General features: G+C 66.5%; 19 protein-coding genes. 17 read left to right on the top strand and 2 right to left on the bottom strand.

Annotated elements, in window-relative coordinates; all coding sequences use genetic code 11:
- Positions 1 to 36 precede the first annotated feature (36 nt).
- From JD971_RS02060 to JD971_RS01980, 17 genes are all read left to right on the top strand, one after another.
- Positions 37 to 810 (top strand): SDR family oxidoreductase, encoded by a 774-nt coding sequence (locus tag JD971_RS02060; RefSeq protein WP_202085618.1) that lies wholly within the window; start codon positions 37 to 39, stop codon positions 808 to 810.
- Positions 803 to 1,939, top strand: a complete 1,137-nt coding sequence (locus tag JD971_RS02055; protein ID WP_202085617.1) for a glycosidase — start codon at positions 803 to 805, stop codon at positions 1,937 to 1,939. Before JD971_RS02060 ends, JD971_RS02055 begins: the two co-directional genes overlap by 8 nt.
- Positions 1,940 to 1,960: 21 nt before the next feature.
- Positions 1,961 to 2,701, top strand: a complete 741-nt coding sequence (hisA, locus tag JD971_RS02050) for a 1-(5-phosphoribosyl)-5-[(5-phosphoribosylamino)methylideneamino]imidazole-4-carboxamide isomerase (protein ID WP_202085616.1) — start codon at positions 1,961 to 1,963, stop codon at positions 2,699 to 2,701.
- Positions 2,698 to 3,480, top strand: a complete 783-nt coding sequence (hisF, locus tag JD971_RS02045) for an imidazole glycerol phosphate synthase subunit HisF (protein ID WP_202085615.1) — start codon at positions 2,698 to 2,700, stop codon at positions 3,478 to 3,480. Before hisA ends, hisF begins: the two co-directional genes overlap by 4 nt.
- A 68-nt stretch (positions 3,481 to 3,548) precedes the next feature.
- The gene (locus JD971_RS02040) at positions 3,549 to 3,902 is read left to right on the top strand and encodes a phosphoribosyl-ATP diphosphatase (protein WP_202085614.1); all 354 of its coding nucleotides are present in this window, start codon (positions 3,549 to 3,551) and stop codon (positions 3,900 to 3,902) included.
- Positions 3,899 to 4,282 carry an HIT domain-containing protein gene (locus JD971_RS02035; protein ID WP_202085613.1) on the top strand — a complete coding sequence of 128 codons (384 nt, stop codon included), beginning with the start codon at positions 3,899 to 3,901 and terminating at the stop codon, positions 4,280 to 4,282. The genes JD971_RS02040 and JD971_RS02035 overlap by 4 nt, the downstream gene beginning before the upstream one ends.
- Before the next feature lie 67 nt (positions 4,283 to 4,349).
- Complete coding sequence (locus tag JD971_RS02030; protein ID WP_371809693.1) at positions 4,350 to 4,835, top strand: YbgC/FadM family acyl-CoA thioesterase; 486 nt, start codon at positions 4,350 to 4,352, stop codon at positions 4,833 to 4,835.
- The gene (tolQ, locus tag JD971_RS02025) at positions 4,836 to 5,543 is read left to right on the top strand and encodes a protein TolQ (protein ID WP_202085612.1); all 708 of its coding nucleotides are present in this window, start codon (positions 4,836 to 4,838) and stop codon (positions 5,541 to 5,543) included.
- A gap of 1 nt (position 5,544) precedes the next feature.
- On the top strand, positions 5,545 to 5,997 hold the full coding sequence (locus JD971_RS02020; RefSeq protein ID WP_202085610.1) for an ExbD/TolR family protein: 453 nt from the start codon (positions 5,545 to 5,547) through the stop codon (positions 5,995 to 5,997).
- A 12-nt stretch (positions 5,998 to 6,009) separates the two neighbouring features.
- The gene (locus JD971_RS02015; protein ID WP_202085608.1) at positions 6,010 to 6,903 is read left to right on the top strand and encodes a hypothetical protein; all 894 of its coding nucleotides are present in this window, start codon (positions 6,010 to 6,012) and stop codon (positions 6,901 to 6,903) included.
- Between the two features lie 2 nt (positions 6,904 to 6,905).
- Positions 6,906 to 8,255, top strand: a complete 1,350-nt coding sequence (gene tolB, locus JD971_RS02010) for a Tol-Pal system beta propeller repeat protein TolB (protein ID WP_202085606.1) — start codon at positions 6,906 to 6,908, stop codon at positions 8,253 to 8,255.
- 97 nt (positions 8,256 to 8,352) lie between these two features.
- Positions 8,353 to 8,880, top strand: coding sequence for a peptidoglycan-associated lipoprotein Pal (gene pal / locus JD971_RS02005; protein ID WP_236672219.1), 528 nt, complete (start codon positions 8,353 to 8,355; stop codon positions 8,878 to 8,880).
- Positions 8,881 to 8,922: 42 nt separating this feature from the next.
- Entirely contained in the window at positions 8,923 to 9,468 is a 546-nt protein-coding gene (locus JD971_RS02000; protein WP_202085605.1) for a J domain-containing protein, read from the top strand.
- 143 nt (positions 9,469 to 9,611) lie between these two features.
- Positions 9,612 to 10,253: an aldehyde dehydrogenase iron-sulfur subunit PaoA gene (gene paoA / locus JD971_RS01995; protein ID WP_202085604.1), complete on the top strand. Its 642-nt coding sequence runs from the start codon at positions 9,612 to 9,614 to the stop codon at positions 10,251 to 10,253.
- 3 nt (positions 10,254 to 10,256) lie between these two features.
- Complete coding sequence (locus JD971_RS01990; protein WP_202085603.1) at positions 10,257 to 11,207, top strand: xanthine dehydrogenase family protein subunit M; 951 nt, start codon at positions 10,257 to 10,259, stop codon at positions 11,205 to 11,207.
- 6 nt (positions 11,208 to 11,213) lie between these two features.
- A complete protein-coding gene (gene paoC, locus JD971_RS01985) occupies positions 11,214 to 13,409 on the top strand; it encodes an aldehyde oxidoreductase molybdenum-binding subunit PaoC (RefSeq protein ID WP_202085602.1) in 2,196 nt (731 codons plus the stop codon).
- A 7-nt stretch (positions 13,410 to 13,416) separates the two neighbouring features.
- Positions 13,417 to 14,751, top strand: coding sequence for an AarF/ABC1/UbiB kinase family protein (locus JD971_RS01980; protein WP_202085601.1), 1,335 nt, complete (start codon positions 13,417 to 13,419; stop codon positions 14,749 to 14,751).
- Here JD971_RS01980 and JD971_RS01975 read toward each other — a convergent pair.
- Both JD971_RS01975 and JD971_RS01970 read right to left on the bottom strand, forming a co-directional pair.
- Entirely contained in the window at positions 14,748 to 15,497 is a 750-nt protein-coding gene (locus JD971_RS01975) for an alpha/beta fold hydrolase (RefSeq protein WP_202085600.1), read from the bottom strand. The two genes, JD971_RS01980 and JD971_RS01975, sit on opposite strands and share 4 nt — an antisense overlap.
- Positions 15,494 to 16,816 (bottom strand): cystathionine gamma-synthase family protein, encoded by a 1,323-nt coding sequence (locus JD971_RS01970; protein WP_202085598.1) that lies wholly within the window; start codon positions 16,814 to 16,816, stop codon positions 15,494 to 15,496. The genes JD971_RS01975 and JD971_RS01970 overlap by 4 nt, the downstream gene beginning before the upstream one ends.
- Between the last annotated feature and the right edge of the window lie 175 nt (positions 16,817 to 16,991).

Genomic DNA, 16,991 nt, shown 5'->3' with positions numbered 1-16,991 from the left:
GCCGATCCTTTGCGAAGGCGAAGGAGAATTTCCCGCATGACCGATACGACCACGCCGACGAACGCGTCCGACGCGCACACCGCCCGCACCCCGCTCACCGGGCGAAAGGCCATCGTCACCGGGGGCACCACCGGCATCGGGCGCGCGATCGCGGTGCTGCTCGCCTCCGAAGGGGTAGAGGTGTTCATCTGCGGCCGGGACGAGGATCACCTTGCCGACGCGCTCGCCCGCATTGCGGAGGTGGGCACCGGCCATGGCATCGCCTGCGACCTCGCGACGAAGGACGGGCTGGACCGGTTTTACCGGGAGGCGGAGGCGACTCTGGGCGGCTACGACATTGCCGTGCTGAACGCGGCGGCGGGTTATGGCGGCCTGACCGACGTGGACGAGGATGAACTGCGCTATGCCATCGCGCAGGATTTCACGCAGTATGTCGTCGGCGCGCACAAGGCCGTGAACCACATGCGGGACCATGGCGATATCGTCATGATCGGCAGCTATTCGGTGCACAAGCTGGGCGGCGGATCGACGGTGTATGCCGGGATCAAGTCGGGCATTCACGGTTTTGCCGAGGCATTGCGCCGCGAGGTTTCGCGGGACGGGATCAAGGTCACGCTGATCGTGCCGGCACTCACCGGATCGGACATGCAGAAGCCCGATATTCCGCCCGAAAAGCAGGCCGAGCGCATCAACGCGCATACCATGATGCGGGCCGAGGATATCGCCGTCGGCGTCCATTTCGCGCTGACGCAGCCGCGCCGCACCGTGGTGCAGGAAATGGTGCTGGTGCAGCGCGACACCGATGCCTGAGTACCGGGCCGACCGGCTGGTCTTTGCGCCCGGCGACGTGGATCTGTCGCGTTCGCCGATGGCGGGGGCGTTCGATGCCGAAACCTACGTGCTGGGCGCGTTCAATCCGGGAATGACGCGGCTTCCCAATGGCAATCTGCTGCTCATGGTGCGGGTGGCGGAGGCCTTGCGTCACCCGAAACACGATGGCCATATCCGCGCGATCCGGTGGGACGGGGGCGCATACCGGCTCGATCCATGGCCGCTCGCCGAGGTGGACACCGCCGACCCGCGCAAGTTCATGGTGCCGGGCGGCGGGTGGAAGGTGATGGCCCTGACCAGCCTGTCATGGCTTTTGCCGGTGGAATTGTCCGCGGACGGGTTGCAGGTGGTTGCCGTCCATTACGAGCGTGCCATCGCGCCTGCGGCGGATTATCAATGCTATGGCGTGGAGGATGCGCGGATTTCGCGCGTGGGGGAGCGTTATTACATGACGACCTGCTCCGTTTCGCCGGAGCGGCATTCGACCACGCTCTATACCTCCGACAATGCGCTGGACTGGACGCTGGAGGGGATCGTCCTCGACCATCAGAACAAGGACATGCTGATCTTCGAAGGGCAGATCGATGGGAAGTTCTGGGCGCAGACGCGGCCGCTGGGCGATCTCTATTTCGCCTATCCGCCGGGCAGCGAATGGCGCGCCGGCCCGTCGATCAACCTGTCCAGCAGCCCGGACGCGCTGCACTGGAAACCCCATGACAAGCCGGGCATCCGTCCCCATGCCGCGACGATCGCGACCGCGCGCATGGGTGGGGGGACGCCGCCGATCCTGACCGAGATTGCGGGGATGCGCGGCTGGCTCTCCCTCTGGCACGGGGTGGAGCCCGGCGGCATCGTGGGCACCTATCGGACCTATTGGTCGCTGCTCGACCCCGGCGATCCGTCGCAAACGCTCGCCACGCAGCACGAACCGTTGATGGAGGCGAACGAAGCGCTGACGCAGCCGCTGTCCGATGCGATGTATATCGACAATGTCGTGTTCACCACCGGCATCGCCGATGCGGGAGACCATTTCGTGGTGGCGTCGGGGGAGGCGGATCTTGCCTGCCGCATCACCCATGTGCCCAAGGGTGCTTTTCGTCCTGCATAGACGGTGCTACGCGCTGCTTCCATGATCGTATTTCCCGCAATCGACCTCAAGGGTGGGCAGGTCGTCCGCCTTGCCGAAGGTGACATGAATCGCGCCACCGTCTATGGCGACGACCCCGCCGCGCAGGCCCGCCTCTTTGCCGAGGCAGGCGCCATGCATCTGCATGTCGTCGACCTCGACGGCGCCTTTGCCGGGGAGGCCCGCAATCGCGAGGCGGTGGAGAGCATCGTCGCCGATTTTCCCGGCCACGTGCAGCTTGGCGGCGGCATCCGCACGCCCGCGGCGGTGGAGGGGTGGTTCGACCTCGGCGTGTCGCGCATCGTCATCGGCACGGCGGCCCTCACCGATCCCGATTTCGTGAAGGCCATGGCCCGCGAATATCCCGGCGGTATCGTCGTTGCGGTCGATGCGCGCGACGGCATGGTCGCCACGGCGGGATGGGCCGATGTGTCCGACGTGCCCATCGCCGACATGGCCAAAAGGTTCGAGGATGCGGGCGTGGCCTCTCTCCTGTTCACCGACATCGGGCGGGACGGGCTGCTCAAAGGTTGCAATATCGACGCGACGGTCGAGCTTGCACGCAGTAGCAGCCTGCCCGTCATCGCGAGCGGCGGGGTGAAGGGGATCGACGATATTCGCATGCTGTCGCTCCATGCCGACGACGGGATAGAGGGGGTCATCACCGGCCGCGCGATCTATGACGGGCGGCTCGACCTTGCCGCCGCATTGCAGATGGCGGCGAAGAGCGAGGAGCGCGGATGACCGTCCGGGTTCGCGTCATTCCCTGCCTCGACGTGGCGGATGGCCGCGTGGTGAAGGGGGTGAATTTCGTCGATTTGGTCGATGCGGGCGATCCGGTCGAACAGGCGCGTGCCTATGACGCGGCGGGCGCGGACGAATTGTGCTTCCTCGACATTTCGGCCAGCCACGAGGGGCGCGGCACGCTGATCGACATGGTGCGGCGCACGGCGGAGGTGTGCTTCATGCCGCTCACCGTGGGGGGCGGCGTGCGCGGGGCGGAGGATGCGCGCGCATTGTTGCTCGCCGGCGCGGACAAGGTCGCGGTCAATTCCGCCGCCGTGTCCCGTCCGCAAGTGGTGAGCGAGATCGCCGAACGTTTCGGGAGCCAGTGCATCGTCGCCAGCGTGGATGCCCGGCGTGTGGATAACTCCGGTGAAAATTCCGGGGAAAAACGGTGGGAAATCTTCACCCACGGCGGGCGCAAGGCGACGGGCATCGACGCGATCGACCATGCGCGGCGGCTCGCCGATCTGGGCGCGGGGGAATTGCTCGTGACCTCGATGGATGGCGACGGGACGAAGCGGGGCTACGACCTCGATCTCACCCGCGCGATTGCCGATGCGGTGCGCGTGCCCGTCATCGCCAGCGGGGGTGTCGGCACGCTCGACCATCTGGTGGAGGGGGTGACGAAGGGGCACGCGAGCGCCGTGCTCGCCGCGTCGATCTTTCATTTCGGACAGCATTCGATTGCCGAGGCGCATGACGCCCTGCGCGCCGCGGGGCTTCCGGCGCGAGGGTAGGGAACGCGGGTGCGTTTCGCGTTCGGGCCGCTTGCATTCCGCCGGGCAAATCGCCAATCCTCCTGTCCATGTCCGAAACCACCCACCCCCACACGCTGAGTCAGCTGGCCGCCACGATCGACGCGCGCAAGGGCGCCGATCCCTCCTCCAGCTATGTCGCCAAACTGCTCGCCGATGCGCCGGCTCTGCCCGCGCGCAAGCTGGGCGAGGAGGCGGTCGAGACGATCGTTGCCGCCCTGAACGGTTCGGACGAGGAACTGATCGGGGAGGCGGCTGACGTGCTGTTTCACCTGTCGGTCGTGATGGCGGCGCGCGGCCTCTCCATCGGCGATGCACTGACAGAACTCGACCGCCGCGACGGCGTTTCGGGCATCGTGGAAAAGGCATCGCGCAACGCAGCGCACGAAAGGAGCGAGGCATGACCCCCGTCGACCCGCGCCAACCCTATGACGACGACAATATCTTCGCGCGGATCCTGCGCGGCGACCTGCCGTGTGAAAAGGTGTACGAGGATGACTGGGCCTTTGCCTTTCACGACATTGCGCCGGTCGCCGATACGCACGTGCTCGTGCTTCCCAAGGGCCGCTACGTCACCTGGGACGATTTCAGCGCGAACGCGAGCGCGGAGGAAATCGCCGGTTTCGTCCGTGCGGTGGGGACCGTCGCGCGCGATCTCGATCTCGTCGATGCGGGCTACCGGCTCATCAACAATATCGGCCCGGACGGCGGGCAGATCGTGCCGCATCTTCACGTGCACCTGCTCGGCGGGCGGGTGATGGGGCCGATGCTGTCTGCAAACTGAACGCGGCGCCGGGAAATTTGCGCGGCGGCGTAATTAAGTTTCTTGTCGCCCCGATGGCCACGCGGCTATGACCGCGGCCATGGATCATCGCCTGCCCGAACCTGCGACCGGAAACATGCGCGATGGCGTGCATTACTATGCGGTGCGAGTCTTTTTCGAGGACACCGATCTTTCCGGCGTGGTCTATCACGCCAATTACCTGCGCTGGTTCGAGCGGGCGCGGTCGGACCTGCTCGACCGGCTCGGCATTGATCAGCGCGCCGCCTTCGATGCGGGCGAGGGTGCCTATGCGGTGAGCGATCTTGCCATCCGCTATACGGCGCCGGCGCGGCTTGGCGATACCGTCATGATCGAAACGCGCGCCGAGAAAATCGCGCGCGCATCCTGCCGCCTGTCGCAGCGTGCTTTGCGGGGCGGGGACCTGCTCTCGCACATGTCGGTGCGGGTCGGTTTTGTCGCACCCGATGGTCGCCCGCGACGACAGCCCGACGGCTGGATCGAGGCGTTCGCCGCATTCGATACCCCTTCCCACAGCCCGAAAGAGGCCTGCTGAATGTTGCTCAATACCCTTGCCGCCGTGGCCGCCGCGCCGGCCGCACCGACGCGGCTCGATCCGCTCGAACTGTTTCTCCAGGCCGATATCGTGGTGCAGATCGTGATGGCCGGGCTGATCCTCGCCTCGATCTGGGTGTGGGCGATCATCGTGTCCTTCATGCTCAAGATCGGGCGCCTCAATGCACAGAACCGCCGGTTCGAAAAGGCGTTCTGGCGCGCCGACGATATCGAGCCGATGGTGACCGGCGACAACAAGCCCGTCCCCTCGCGCAATGTCGCCGCCGCCGGGCTCGCCGAATGGCGCCGGTCCACGCGCGACGGCGTGCGGGACAAGGACGGCCTGCGCCAGCGGCTCTCCGCAACGCTCGACAGCGCGGTCACGGCGGAGAGCGACAAGCTCGCCGCGCGGCTCAATTTCCTCGCCACCGTCGGGTCGGTCGCGCCGTTCGTCGGCCTGTTCGGCACGGTGTGGGGCATCATGAACAGCTTTTTCCAGATCGGCGCACAGGCCAGCACCAGCCTCGCCGTCGTGGCGCCCGGCATTTCGGAGGCGTTGTTCGCCACCGCCATCGGGCTTTTCGCCGCGATCCCGGCGGTCATCGCCTACAACCGTTTCTCGTTCCGGGTGAACGGTTTCGAAACGCAGCTCTACCGCTTTGCCGACCGGTTCAACGCCTCGCTCAGCCGCGAGCTGGAGAGCATGTGACATGGGCGTGAAACTCGCATCCCCATCGGGCGGGCGGGGCCGGCGCGGACGCGGCGGGCGCACGCCCATGGCCGAAATCAACGTGACGCCGATGGTCGATGTCATGCTGGTGCTGCTCATCATCTTCATGGTCGCGGCGCCGCTGCTCGCCGCGGGCGTGCCGGTGAACCTGCCCGACAGCCAGGCCGACGCATTGCCCAACGACAATGAACCGCTCACCGTCTCGCTCGACGAGCAGGGCCGCATCTTCATCGACGAGGAGCGCATTCCCGCCGGCGCCTTTTCCGAACGTGTCGCGCTGTTCCTGCCCGGCGGCGGGGAGGCGCCGGCGGTCGTGCTGCGCGCGGATCGCGGCCTTGATTACGGGCGGGTCGTGGCGGTCATGGGTGCGCTCAACAATGCCGGTTTCCGTCAGATTTCGCTGGTCACCAACGGTTCATCGGAAAGCCCATAGCCCATGGCGACGATGACGCCGACAACCCCACCCCTCGACGATGGCGAGGCCCCCCGCTTCGGTCGGGAGGACAGGGCTGGCCTTGGTATCGCGATCGCCGCGCATGGTGCCGTGCTGGCCGGGCTGCTCCTCTTTGCCAAGGATCCGCCGCCCGTCCCGGTCGACATTCCCGGGCCGATCACCGTGACCGTTTCCGAAGAGATCGCGCTGGAATCCGTGTCACCCAACCCGGCCGCCAATCCCGCGCCCTCGGTGGCGGAACAGCTCGGCGATCCGACCCCGCCCGCGCCGTCGGTGGCAGAGCCCGTGCCCGCGCCGCTCCCGCCGAGGATCGAGCAACCCGCGCCGCAACCTCAACCGCGTCCCGAACCACGCCCGCAGCCTCGTCCCGAACCCCGTCCACAGCCGAGGGCCGAACCCAAACCGCAGCCAAAGGCGGAGCCCAGGCCGCAGCCCAAGCCCGCCCCCCGTGCCCCGGCGCGCGAGGCCCCGCGCGATCCCGCTCCGGCGCGCGGCAGCCGTCTCGGCAGCGATTTCCTCGCCGGCACCGGCGGCAGCGGGCAGGACCGGCAGCAGCCCGCGCAAAAGGCCGGCCCGCTCACCGCATCGGCGCTGTCCTCCGCCATCTCGCGCCAATTGCGCCCGCATTGGAGCGCACCGCAGGGCGTGGACGCGGAAAAGCTGGTGACGGTGCTGTCGTGGGACATGAACCGCGACGGCAGCGTGCGCGGGCGTCCGCGCGTCGTGTCGCAATCGGGCGTGACCGACGCGAACGAGGCGCAGAAGGACCGCCATGCCGAACTCGCCATTCGCGCGGTGCAGCTGGCCGCGCCATTCGACCTGCCCGATGAATATTACGACACGTGGAAACGCGTGGATTCGTTCCGCTTCGACCGGAGATTGTAAGCATGCTGAAATCCGCCCTTTACGCCGCCAGCGCGGCGCTCGCCCTCATCGCTGTCCCGGCGATCGCACAGGATGCGCCCACAGGCGGGCTGACCGGCTCCGTCTCGGATGAAAGCGAGTGGCAGGATCTGGGCATTGCGATCCCCGCCTTTGCCACCGATCGCGACGTGCCGACGCCGGCCGCCCCGCGCACGACCGGGGCGCTGGGCCGCGAGCTTTCGCGCGTGATCACGGCCGATCTTAAGAACAACGGCCTGTTCCGTCCCGTTGGCCCGGACGCGCTGCCGACCATCACCTTTCGCGAGGCGACCGCCCCGCAATATGGCAAGTGGAGCCCGTTGGGTGCCGAAATGCTGGTGCATGGCTTCGTAAAGGCGGGCGCGGATAATCAGCTGACCGTGGGCTGCTATCTCTACGATATCGGGTTGCAGCAGGAACTGGCCCGCGAGGGGTATGTCGTGTCGCCGGGTGACTGGCGCCGGGCTGCGCACAAATGCGCGGACATGGTGTATTCGCGGCTTTCGGGCGAGGATCCGTTCTTCGACAGCCGCATCGCCTATATCGCCGAAACGGGCCCGAAGGATAACCGGGTAAAACGGCTCGCCATCATGGATTCGGACGGCGCCAACCACAGCTTCATCACGAGCGGGAGCACGACCGCGCTCACCCCGCGCTATTCGCCCGATTATTCGAAGATCGCCTATCTGTCGTACAAGGACGGCAATCCGCGCATCTATATCTACGACATCGCGTCCAAATCGCAGACGCTCGTCACGCAGAGCGGCAATCCCACCTTTGCGCCGCGCTGGTCGCCCGATGGGCGGTACATCCTCTATTCCATGGCGGTGTCGGGCAACACCGACATCTATCGCGTGCCGGCCACCGGCGGACAGCCGCAGCGGCTCACCGATACGCCGGGGATCGACATCGGCGGGTCCTATTCCCCTGACGGGCGCCAGATCGTGTTCGAAAGCGACCGTTCCGGCAGTCAGCAGGTGTATGTCATGAATGCCGATGGCACCGGACAGCGGCGCATCAGCTTTTTCGGCGGGCGCGCGGCGACCCCGGAATGGAGCCCGCGCGGCGACCAGATCGCATTCACGCATATCGCCGGCAATTTCAAGATCGCCACGATGAGCCCCGGCGGCGGAAACCTGCGCCACCTGACCGACGCGTGGCAGGACGAGGCGCCGACGTGGAGCCCCAATGGCCGCATCATCCAGTTCTTCCGCACCACCCGCAACAGCGGCCAGTCGGAGCTGTGGCAGGTCGATCTTACCGGTGACAATCTGCGCCGGCTGGACACCCCGGTCGATGCGTCCGACCCGTCGTGGGGACCGGTTTTGCCCTGACAGCGTTGGTGTTGCATGACGGTGGCGCATCTGGCGCCATTCGATCGGCAGGCGACACCCGATCCTGATCCGATTATTACAGAAGGAGCCTAAGACAATGCGCTTGATGAACCGCTCGAACATATCCCGCGCCGCGCTTCTGGCGTGCGGCACGCTCGCGCTCGCCGCGTGCAAGACCACGCCCGACGAATTGCCGCCCGAACCGGTGACGACGCCCGCGCCCACCACCACGACCGGCAACACCGGCGCGAACACCGTCGCCCCCGGAAGTCAGCAGGATTTCGTGAATTCGGTCGCGTCCGATCGCGTTTTCTTCGACATCGACGAATTCAACATCGATTCCGCGGATCAGGCCACGCTGCGCAGCCAGGCGCAGTGGCTGATGCAATATCCGAACAAGCGCGTCACGATCGAGGGCCATGCCGACGAACGCGGCACCCGCGAATACAATCTCGCGCTGGGCGAACGCCGCGCCAATGCCGCGCGCAACTATCTCGTCGGCCTCGGCATCCCCGCCACGCGCATCACCACGGTGAGCTACGGCAAGGAGCGCCCGGTCGCCATGGGCTCGAACGAGCAGGCCTGGGCACAGAACCGCCGCGCCGTGACCGTCACGGTGCAGTAAAGCAGGGTCGATTTTCTCTCGCGATCTGGCTATTGCGGTGTGATGGCCAGATCGCGACGATCCGTAGACTGGGGTTTTCCCCGATGGCGCGGCTACGAAGCCGGGCGAGAGGCGCAGAACGTGCGCCTGTGCGACCGCGTGGGTTGCGACGAGCCGGGCGATTGTCCCGCGCCCAAATCCCCCAACAGCCCCGAACGCTGGTATTTCTGTCAGCCGCACGCCGCGGAATACAACCGCGGCTGGGATTATTTCGCCGGCCTGTCCGAAGAGGAAAAGGCCGCCCGTGCCGCGCGAGAACAGCGCGACAATGCCGGCTATCGCGAATCGGCGCATTATGGCTGGGCCGGATCGGGCGATGGCACGCGCAGCGGCGACGAATTGCGCGCGCTGGAGGTGCTCGAACTCGACCCCGATGCCGATTTCGCCGCGATTAAGAAGGCGTGGCGCCTCCTTGCCAAGCGGGTGCATCCCGATGTGAAGCCCGGCGATGCCGAGGCGGCGCAGGAATTTCACCGCCTGCAACTGGCCTATGACGTGCTGAAGGCGGCGGAGGACCGGCGCCAGTGGCAACCGGACGCGCCGCGTTGAACCGCACCTGTGTTCGCGCCGTCCGCGTGCGTCAAGTCCGCTTTCGGGGACATTTGCCATGACTGGGCGGCGCCGCTACGCTGTCCTATCCGGGGATGCCGAACATATCGCATTGCCTCCTCCATCAGAAAAATGGGACGCCCATGACGGATAACGGATTTTTGAACGCATCGCGGCGCGGTGTCCTTGCGGGCGGGGTGGCATCCGTCGCCATTGCCAAGACCATGCCCGTCGCTGCGCAGGGGGCGGGCGCGGCCCGGCCAGCGCATCCGGCGCCTGCAAAGATGGACGTCGCCATGACCGTCAATGGCACCCGGCGCGAGGTCAATGTCGACACGCGCACGACCCTGCTCGACACGCTGCGCGAACATCTTCAGCTCACCGGGAGCAAGAAGGGCTGCGACCACGGCCAATGCGGCGCGTGCACCGTCATGGTCAACGGGGAGCGGGTGAACAGCTGCCTCAGCCTCGCGGTCATGCACGAAGGCGACGAGATCACCACGATCGAAGGGCTGGGCACGCCCGGCGATCTTCACCCGATGCAGGATGCCTTCGTGCGCCACGACGGCTATCAATGCGGATATTGCACGCCGGGGCAGATCTGCTCCGCTGTGGCGACGCTGAACGAAATCGCCCGCGACATTCCAAGCCATGTGACGGATGACCTCACCGGTGCGATCCGTCCCACCAACATGGAAATGCGCGAGCGGATGAGCGGGAATATCTGCCGCTGCGGCGCCTATTCCAACATCGCCGATGCCATGGCCGAAGTCGCGAAGGGCTAACTCATGCGAAGCTTTACCTACGAACGCGCCGCATCGCCCGCCGCCGCCGCCGCAAGTGTCGCGGCCCGGCCCGGCGCGAAGTTCATCGTAAGCGGGACCAACCTGCTGGACCTCATGAAGCTGGAGATCGAGACGCCGGTCCATCTCGTCGACGTGCAGGACATCGGCCTCGACGCGGTCGAGGACACGGAAGAGGGCGGGCTGCGCATCGGCACGCTGGTCAGCAATACGGCGCTGTCGGCGCATCCGCGGGTGCGGCGCGATTATGCCGTGCTGACCCGTGCGATCCAGGCGGGGGCGAGCGGGCAGTTGCGCAACAAGGCGACGACCGGCGGCAATCTGCTCCAGCGCACGCGCTGTTCCTATTTCTACGACACCAACATGCCGTGCAACAAGCGCGATCCCGGCAGCGGGTGCGCCGGGATCAATGGCCATTCGCGGCAATTGGGCGTGATCGGCACGTCGGACGCGTGCATCGCGACCTATCCCGGCGACATGGCCGTGGCGATGCGCGTGCTCGACGCAAGTGTGGAAACGATGCGCCCCGACGGGCAGGCGCGGACCATTCCCCTGGGCGAATTTCACCGGTTGTGGGGCGATACGCCGCATGTCGAAACCGTGCTGCAACCCGGAGAGATCATCACCCACGTCGTGTTGCCGCCGCCGCCGCCCGGGCAGCATTTCTACGAAAAGGTGCGCGACCGTGCATCCTATGCCTTTGCGCTGGTGTCGGTCGCGGCCGTCATTGCGCCCGATGGCACCGGACGCGTCGCGTTCGGCGGGGTCGCGCCGCGGCCGTGGCGCGTGGCGGCGGCCGATGCCGCCCTGCCGCAAGGCGCAGGCGCGGTCATTGCCGCCGCCTTTGCCGATGCGCGCCCGACCGAGGACAATCGTTTCAAGATCAAACTGGCCGAACGCACGCTCGCCGGCGTTCTGTCCCAAGCGCGGAGCTAAACCATCATGAAATTCGATAGCCCCGCAGGAGACAATTTGTTCGACCGCGCCCGGATCGTGGGCAAGTCCACGCCCCGGATCGACGGCGCGCGCAAGGTCACGGGCACCGCGCCCTATGCGTACGAACGCCACGACGTCGCGGCGGGACAGGCCTATGGCTGGATCGTGGGTTCGGCGATCGCCAAGGGTCGCATCGCGTCGATGGACCTCGCCGAGGCACGCGCCGCGCCCGGCGTCATCGCGATCGTCGCCGCGACCGAGCACGAACCCGTCGGCAGCAGCGATTTCAATTTCGCCCCGCTGTTCGGCGGGCGCGAGGTTTCGCATTACCACCAGGCCATCGCCTGCGTCGTGGCCGAAACCTTCGAGCAGGCCCGCGCCGCGGCCGGTCTCATCCGCACGCGTTACGAAAGCGCGGACGGTGCCTTCGATCTCAAGGCCGCAAAGCCCGGCGCCCCGATCGCGATGGAGCGCGGCGAACCGGCGCGTTCGTCGGTCGGCGATTTCGACGGTGCGTTTGCGGGTTCAGCGGTGACGGTCGATGAAACCTACACCACCCCGGACGAAGCGCATGCCATGATGGAGCCACACGCGACCATCGCGGCATGGGACGGCGACGCGCTCACCGTTTGGACCTCGAACCAGATGGTCGAATGGGGGCGGCAGGCGCTGGCCTCGATCCTGCGCATGGATGCGGACAAGATCCGCGTCGATTCGCCGTTCATCGGCGGCGGGTTCGGCGGCAAGCTGTTCGTGCGGGCCGATGCGGTGATGGCCGCGCTGGCCGCGAAGGCGGCAAAACGCCCGGTCAAGCTCGCGTTGCAGCGTCCGTTGATGTTCAACAACACCACCCACCGCCACGCCACGATACAGCGTGTGCGCATCGGCGCGGATCGCGACGGGCGGATCGCGGCGATGGGCCACGAATGCTGGTCCGGCAATATCACCGGCGAAGGGCCGGAGGACGGCACGCTGCAGACGCCGAAGCTTTACGCGGGCGCGGGGCGGATGACGGCATGCTATATCGCGCAGCTCGACCTGCCCGAAGGCAATGCGATGCGCGCGCCGGGCGAAACGCCGGGTCACATGGCGCTCGAAGTGGCGATGGACGAGCTTGCCGAAAAGCTGGGCATAGATCCTGTCGAACTGCGCATCGCCAACGATGTGAAGGACCGCATCCCCGGCGGCGAGCAGACAAAGATTTCGGACCGCCATCTCACCCGTTGCCTGCGCGAAGGGGCGGAGCGTTTCGGATGGTCGAAGCGTTCGGCGCGTCCCGCGTCGCGGCGCAACGGGCGCTATCTGACGGGGATGGGCGTCGCGGCGGGCTATCGCGCGGCGCCGGCGCGGACATCGGCGGCGCGGGTCGGGATCGACGATGCCGGGCGCATCTCGGTCGCCACCGACATGACCGACATCGGCACGGGCAGCTATACCATTATCGCGCAGACCGCGGCGGAATGCATGGGCGTGCCGCTCGACAATGTGACGGTGCATCTTGGCGATTCGCGCTTTCCCGTGTCGGCCGGTTCGGGCGGGCAATGGGGCGCGGCGAGTGCGACCGCCGGCGTCTATGCCGCGTGCGTCAACCTGCGTGAGGCGATCGCACAAAAGCTCGGTTATGACGCGGCGCGGGCCGAATTTTCCGACGGGCGGATCAGCGGCGGCGGGCGCAGCAGTGCGCTCCGCGAAGCAGGCGCGCTCTCCGTCGATGGCGAAATGAGCTATGGCAAGTTCAAGCAGGATTACGACGTCGGCACCTATGCCAGCCATTTTGTCGAGGTGGACGTCGATGTCTTCACCGGCGAGCTCCGCATCCGCCGGATGCTCGCCGTGTGCGACGCGGGCCGTATCCTCAACCCGCTTTCGGCGCGCAGTCAGGTGATCGGCGGGATGGTGATGGCCGCGGGCGCGGCGCTGACCGAACATCTGGTGGTGGATAAACGCTTCGGCTTCTTCGCCAATCACGACCTTGCCCAATACGAGGTGCCGGTCCATGCCGACATCCCGCCGCAAGAGGTGGTATTCCTGGACACGCTCGATCCGATCATCTCGCCATTGAAGGCGAAGGGCGTGGGCGAGCTTGGCATTTGCGGCGTCGGGGCGGCGATCGCCAATGCCGCCTATAACGCGACCGGGGTGCGGGTGCGCGACTATCCGTTGACGCTGGACAAATATCTCGACCGTTTGCCCGCGGTGTGACGGCGCGATGAGCGGCGACGATCGCCACCGCATCGTGCCCAGCGGGCGGCTTTCGCGGCTGGGACAGTTCGGGCGGCTGGCGACCGGTGTCGCGGGCGGCATGATGGCGGAGGGCGCACGCCGCATCGCCGGCGGGGAGCGACCGCGCATGCGCGACATGCTGCTGACACCCGGCAATGTGTCGCGGCTGGCCGACCGTTTGTCGAACCTGCGTGGTGCGGCGATGAAGCTGGGGCAGATGATCTCGATGGATGCGGGCGACATGTTGCCGCCCGAACTCGCCGAGATCATGGCCCGCCTGCGCGAAAATGCACACCACATGCCGCCGGCGCAGATGCAGCGCGTGCTGGCGTCCGAATGGGGGGAGGACTGGCGCCGTCATTTCCGCCATTTCGAACCGCGCCCCATGGCCGCCGCCTCCATCGGGCAGGTGCACCGCGCGACCACGCGCGACGGGCGCGAACTCGCGATCAAGGTGCAATATCCCGGCGTGCGCGAAAGCATCGATGCCGATGTCGACAATGTCGCGACCTTGCTGCGCATATCGAACCTGCTGCCGCGTGAGCTCGACATCGCACCCTTGCTCGCCGCGGCCAAGGCGCAATTGGCGGAGGAGGCGGATTATTTGCGCGAAGGGGAGCAGATGGCCCGGTTCGGCGCCTTGCTCGCCGATGATGCGGACGTGGTGGTGCCCACGCTCGACCGCGATCTCACGACACGCAATATCCTCGCCATGCGTTTCGTCGAGGGGCAGCCGATCGAAACGTTGGACGGCGAAAGCCAGGATCGGCGGGACCGGGCGATGCGGATCCTGATCGGCGTCGTGCTGCGCGAATTGTTCGAATTCCGGCAGATGCAGACCGATCCGAATTTCGCGAACTATCGCTACCAGCCTGAAACGGGGCGGATCGTCCTGCTCGATTTCGGCGCGGCGCGGGGGGTAAGCGATGCGGTGGTCGAAGGATACCGCGAATTGCTCCGCGCAGGGTTGGCGCAGGACCGCGACCGCATCCGTGCCGCCGCCATTTCCGCGGGCTTCATGGCGCCCGCGGTCGCTACGCGGCACCGGGCGCGTGTCGACCACATGATCGACGTGATCGTCGCCGAAATGCACAAGCCCGGCCCGTTCGATTTCGGCGACCGTGCGTTCGTGTCGATCCTGCGCGAGGAAGGCATGGCGATCGCGCAGGACCGGGCGAGCTGGCACCTGCCGCCCGCCGACGTGCTTTTCGTGCAGCGCAAGATCAGTGGGACGGCGTTGCTCGCCGCGCGGCTCAAGGCACGGGTCGACGTGCGCGCCATGGCCGACCGGATCGTGGGCGAGGGCGCGCCGAAACTCTAGGGCGCGGCCCATTCCTCGATCAGTCCGGCAAAGCGCGCCGGATCGGTTTCGGGCAGGAAATGCTGCGCGCCCGGCACCTCGACCATATCGCAATCGGGCAATGCGTCCGCCAGCGCGCGGCTCGGCAAGGCGAAGGCGGGGCGGGTATCGGCGCCCATCGCGACGCGGCACGGCGTTTCGATCCGCGCAAGTTCGGGCGGTCCGATTTTCGCCGGAGCCTGCCCCCCGCCCATGAGCAGGGGCATCATCGCGGCATTGGATTCGTAGATGGCCTGCCGCTCCGGCGCCATGCGGGCGAAACCCGGACCAATCAGGGTACGCACCGCGGCGACCGGCCCATCCTTCTTCAACGCGGCGCCGACCGGGCCGAAACACGATCTGAAATCGCGTGAGAACCGTTCGATCTCGTCCGCGTCGGACAGGTAATGCGGCAAGCCAGCCTCGTAGAAAAACGCACCCGCAAACAATTCCGGCCGGTCGAGCAGCGCCTGCAACCCTACATGCACGGCATAGGACCAGCACACGATGCGCACGTCGCCGCCCATGCGCGCGGCATGGTCGCACAATTCGCGCGCATGCAGGGCCGTGCCGAACCCTTCGCCCGCGTCAGGCCAGGCCGCATCGCCGAAATAGGTAAGGGTGATCGCCTCGGCCTGCCACCCGTCGGGCAGGGCGGCGATCACCGGGTTCCAGATCCGCGCATCGCCCGCCGCGCCGTGAACGAAGAGCAGCCGCGGCGCTGTCATGCCTGCGCCAGTGCCTGATCGAAATCGGCGATGAGGTCGTCCGCATCCTCGATCCCGATGGAGACCCGCACGAGATTGTCCGTGATGCCGAGCCGGGCCTTGCGCTCGGGCGGGACGGAGATGTGCGTCATTGCGGCGGGATGGCTCGCCAGCGTTTCGGTCCCGCCGAGGCTGACGGCGAGCTTCGCGATTTTCAGCGCGTCGAGAAAGGCGAAGCTTTCGGCCTCTCCGCCCTTCACGAAGACCGAAAATGTCGAGCCGCTGCCGAGGCAATGGCGATCGTATATGTCCTTTTGCGAGGCATCGGCGATCATGCCGAGATAGCCTAGACGGTCCACCTTCGGATGGTCGGCAAGAAAGGCGCACACCTTCGCCGCGTTTTCGCCCGCGCGCGTCATGCGCAGTTCCACCGTCTCCAGGCTGCGCAGCAACATCCACGCCGTGTTCGGGTCGCAGATCGTGCCCATCGTATTGCGCAGCGCACGGACCGGGTCGATCCATTTTTTCGCGCCAGACAGGCCGCCCGCAACCAAATCGGAATGCCCGCCCACATATTTGGTAAGGGAATAGATCACGATGTCGGCCCCATGGTCGAGCGGACGTTGCCACAACGGGCCGAGGAACGTGTTGTCGATGGCGATCGGAGGTACGGTCCCTTCGCCGGCAAACGCCGCGTCGCGAAGCGCGGCAACCGCCTCGATATCGACGAGCGCATTGGTCGGATTGGCCGGGCTTTCGAGGTAGATCATGGCGAGATTGCCGCCGTTTGCCTTCGCCTTCTCCTTTGCCTCGTCGATGGCGCTGGCCATGTCCTCACGGCTCGCGCCGGCGGCGAAATCGACGTAATCGACGCCGTAACGGGCCATGATCTTGGAAATGAATCCTTCGGTCGCGGCATAGAGCGGGCCGGAATGCAGGATGACATCGCCCGCCTTGCAATTGGCGAGCAGCAGTGTCGCGATCGCCGACATGCCGGAAGAGAACACCAGGCTTTCCTCCGCCGCGTCCCAGATGGCCAGCCGGTCCTCCAGAATTTCCTGATTCGGGCCGTTGAAGCGGGAATAGACCAGCCCCTCGGCGCCGCCCTCGCGTTGCCCGGTCAGCCCTTCGAAATGGCGCTTACCCGCCGCCGCGCTTTCGAACGCGAAGGTGGAGGTGAGGAAGATCGGCGGCTTGAGCGCGCCTTCCGACAGGACGGGATCGAAGCCATAGCCCATCATCGCGGTGGTCGGCGAGATCTTGCGCCCGCCAATGGATTCCAGCGCGGGTTTAGGCTTGCGGCGCGGGGTGGGCTGATCGGGTCGGGACGTATCGGTCATGGGTTTGGCGGATCCTCTGTCTTGTCAGGTTTCATTCGTAACCTGTTTCCGCATTCGACGCCAATAAAGCGTCGGCGGCGGTTCCTCGATTACAGGTGGGTTGCTCAACCAACGAAGATCGCGCCGCATATATCCGAAGAGGAGGATCGCCCCACGCCCGGCGAAGCAGGCTGGC

This window comes from Croceicoccus sp. YJ47, assembly GCF_016745095.1.
Classification (GTDB): Bacteria; Pseudomonadota; Alphaproteobacteria; order Sphingomonadales; family Sphingomonadaceae; genus Croceicoccus.
This window is presented reverse-complemented; position numbering and strand designations above follow the sequence as displayed.

Bases quoted from the DNA above. Each gene is read 5' to 3' on its own strand.
- JD971_RS02060 (WP_202085618.1), top strand. From the start codon at position 37: ATGACCGATACGACCACGCCGACGAACGCGTCCGACGCGCACACCGCC.
- JD971_RS02055 (WP_202085617.1), top strand. From the start codon at position 803: ATGCCTGAGTACCGGGCCGACCGGCTGGTCTTTGCGCCCGGCGACGTG.
- hisA (WP_202085616.1), top strand. From the start codon at position 1,961: ATGATCGTATTTCCCGCAATCGACCTCAAGGGTGGGCAGGTCGTCCGC.
- hisF (WP_202085615.1), top strand. From the start codon at position 2,698: ATGACCGTCCGGGTTCGCGTCATTCCCTGCCTCGACGTGGCGGATGGC.
- JD971_RS02040 (WP_202085614.1), top strand. From the start codon at position 3,549: ATGTCCGAAACCACCCACCCCCACACGCTGAGTCAGCTGGCCGCCACG.
- JD971_RS02035 (WP_202085613.1), top strand. From the start codon at position 3,899: ATGACCCCCGTCGACCCGCGCCAACCCTATGACGACGACAATATCTTC.
- JD971_RS02030 (WP_371809693.1), top strand. From the start codon at position 4,350: ATGACCGCGGCCATGGATCATCGCCTGCCCGAACCTGCGACCGGAAAC.
- tolQ (WP_202085612.1), top strand. From the start codon at position 4,836: ATGTTGCTCAATACCCTTGCCGCCGTGGCCGCCGCGCCGGCCGCACCG.
- JD971_RS02020 (WP_202085610.1), top strand. From the start codon at position 5,545: ATGGGCGTGAAACTCGCATCCCCATCGGGCGGGCGGGGCCGGCGCGGA.
- JD971_RS02015 (WP_202085608.1), top strand. From the start codon at position 6,010: ATGACGCCGACAACCCCACCCCTCGACGATGGCGAGGCCCCCCGCTTC.
- tolB (WP_202085606.1), top strand. From the start codon at position 6,906: ATGCTGAAATCCGCCCTTTACGCCGCCAGCGCGGCGCTCGCCCTCATC.
- pal (WP_236672219.1), top strand. From the start codon at position 8,353: ATGCGCTTGATGAACCGCTCGAACATATCCCGCGCCGCGCTTCTGGCG.
- JD971_RS02000 (WP_202085605.1), top strand. From the start codon at position 8,923: ATGGCCAGATCGCGACGATCCGTAGACTGGGGTTTTCCCCGATGGCGC.
- paoA (WP_202085604.1), top strand. From the start codon at position 9,612: ATGACGGATAACGGATTTTTGAACGCATCGCGGCGCGGTGTCCTTGCG.
- JD971_RS01990 (WP_202085603.1), top strand. From the start codon at position 10,257: ATGCGAAGCTTTACCTACGAACGCGCCGCATCGCCCGCCGCCGCCGCC.
- paoC (WP_202085602.1), top strand. From the start codon at position 11,214: ATGAAATTCGATAGCCCCGCAGGAGACAATTTGTTCGACCGCGCCCGG.
- JD971_RS01980 (WP_202085601.1), top strand. From the start codon at position 13,417: ATGAGCGGCGACGATCGCCACCGCATCGTGCCCAGCGGGCGGCTTTCG.
- JD971_RS01975 (WP_202085600.1), bottom strand. From the start codon at position 15,497: ATGACAGCGCCGCGGCTGCTCTTCGTTCACGGCGCGGCGGGCGATGCG.
- JD971_RS01970 (WP_202085598.1), bottom strand. From the start codon at position 16,816: ATGACCGATACGTCCCGACCCGATCAGCCCACCCCGCGCCGCAAGCCT.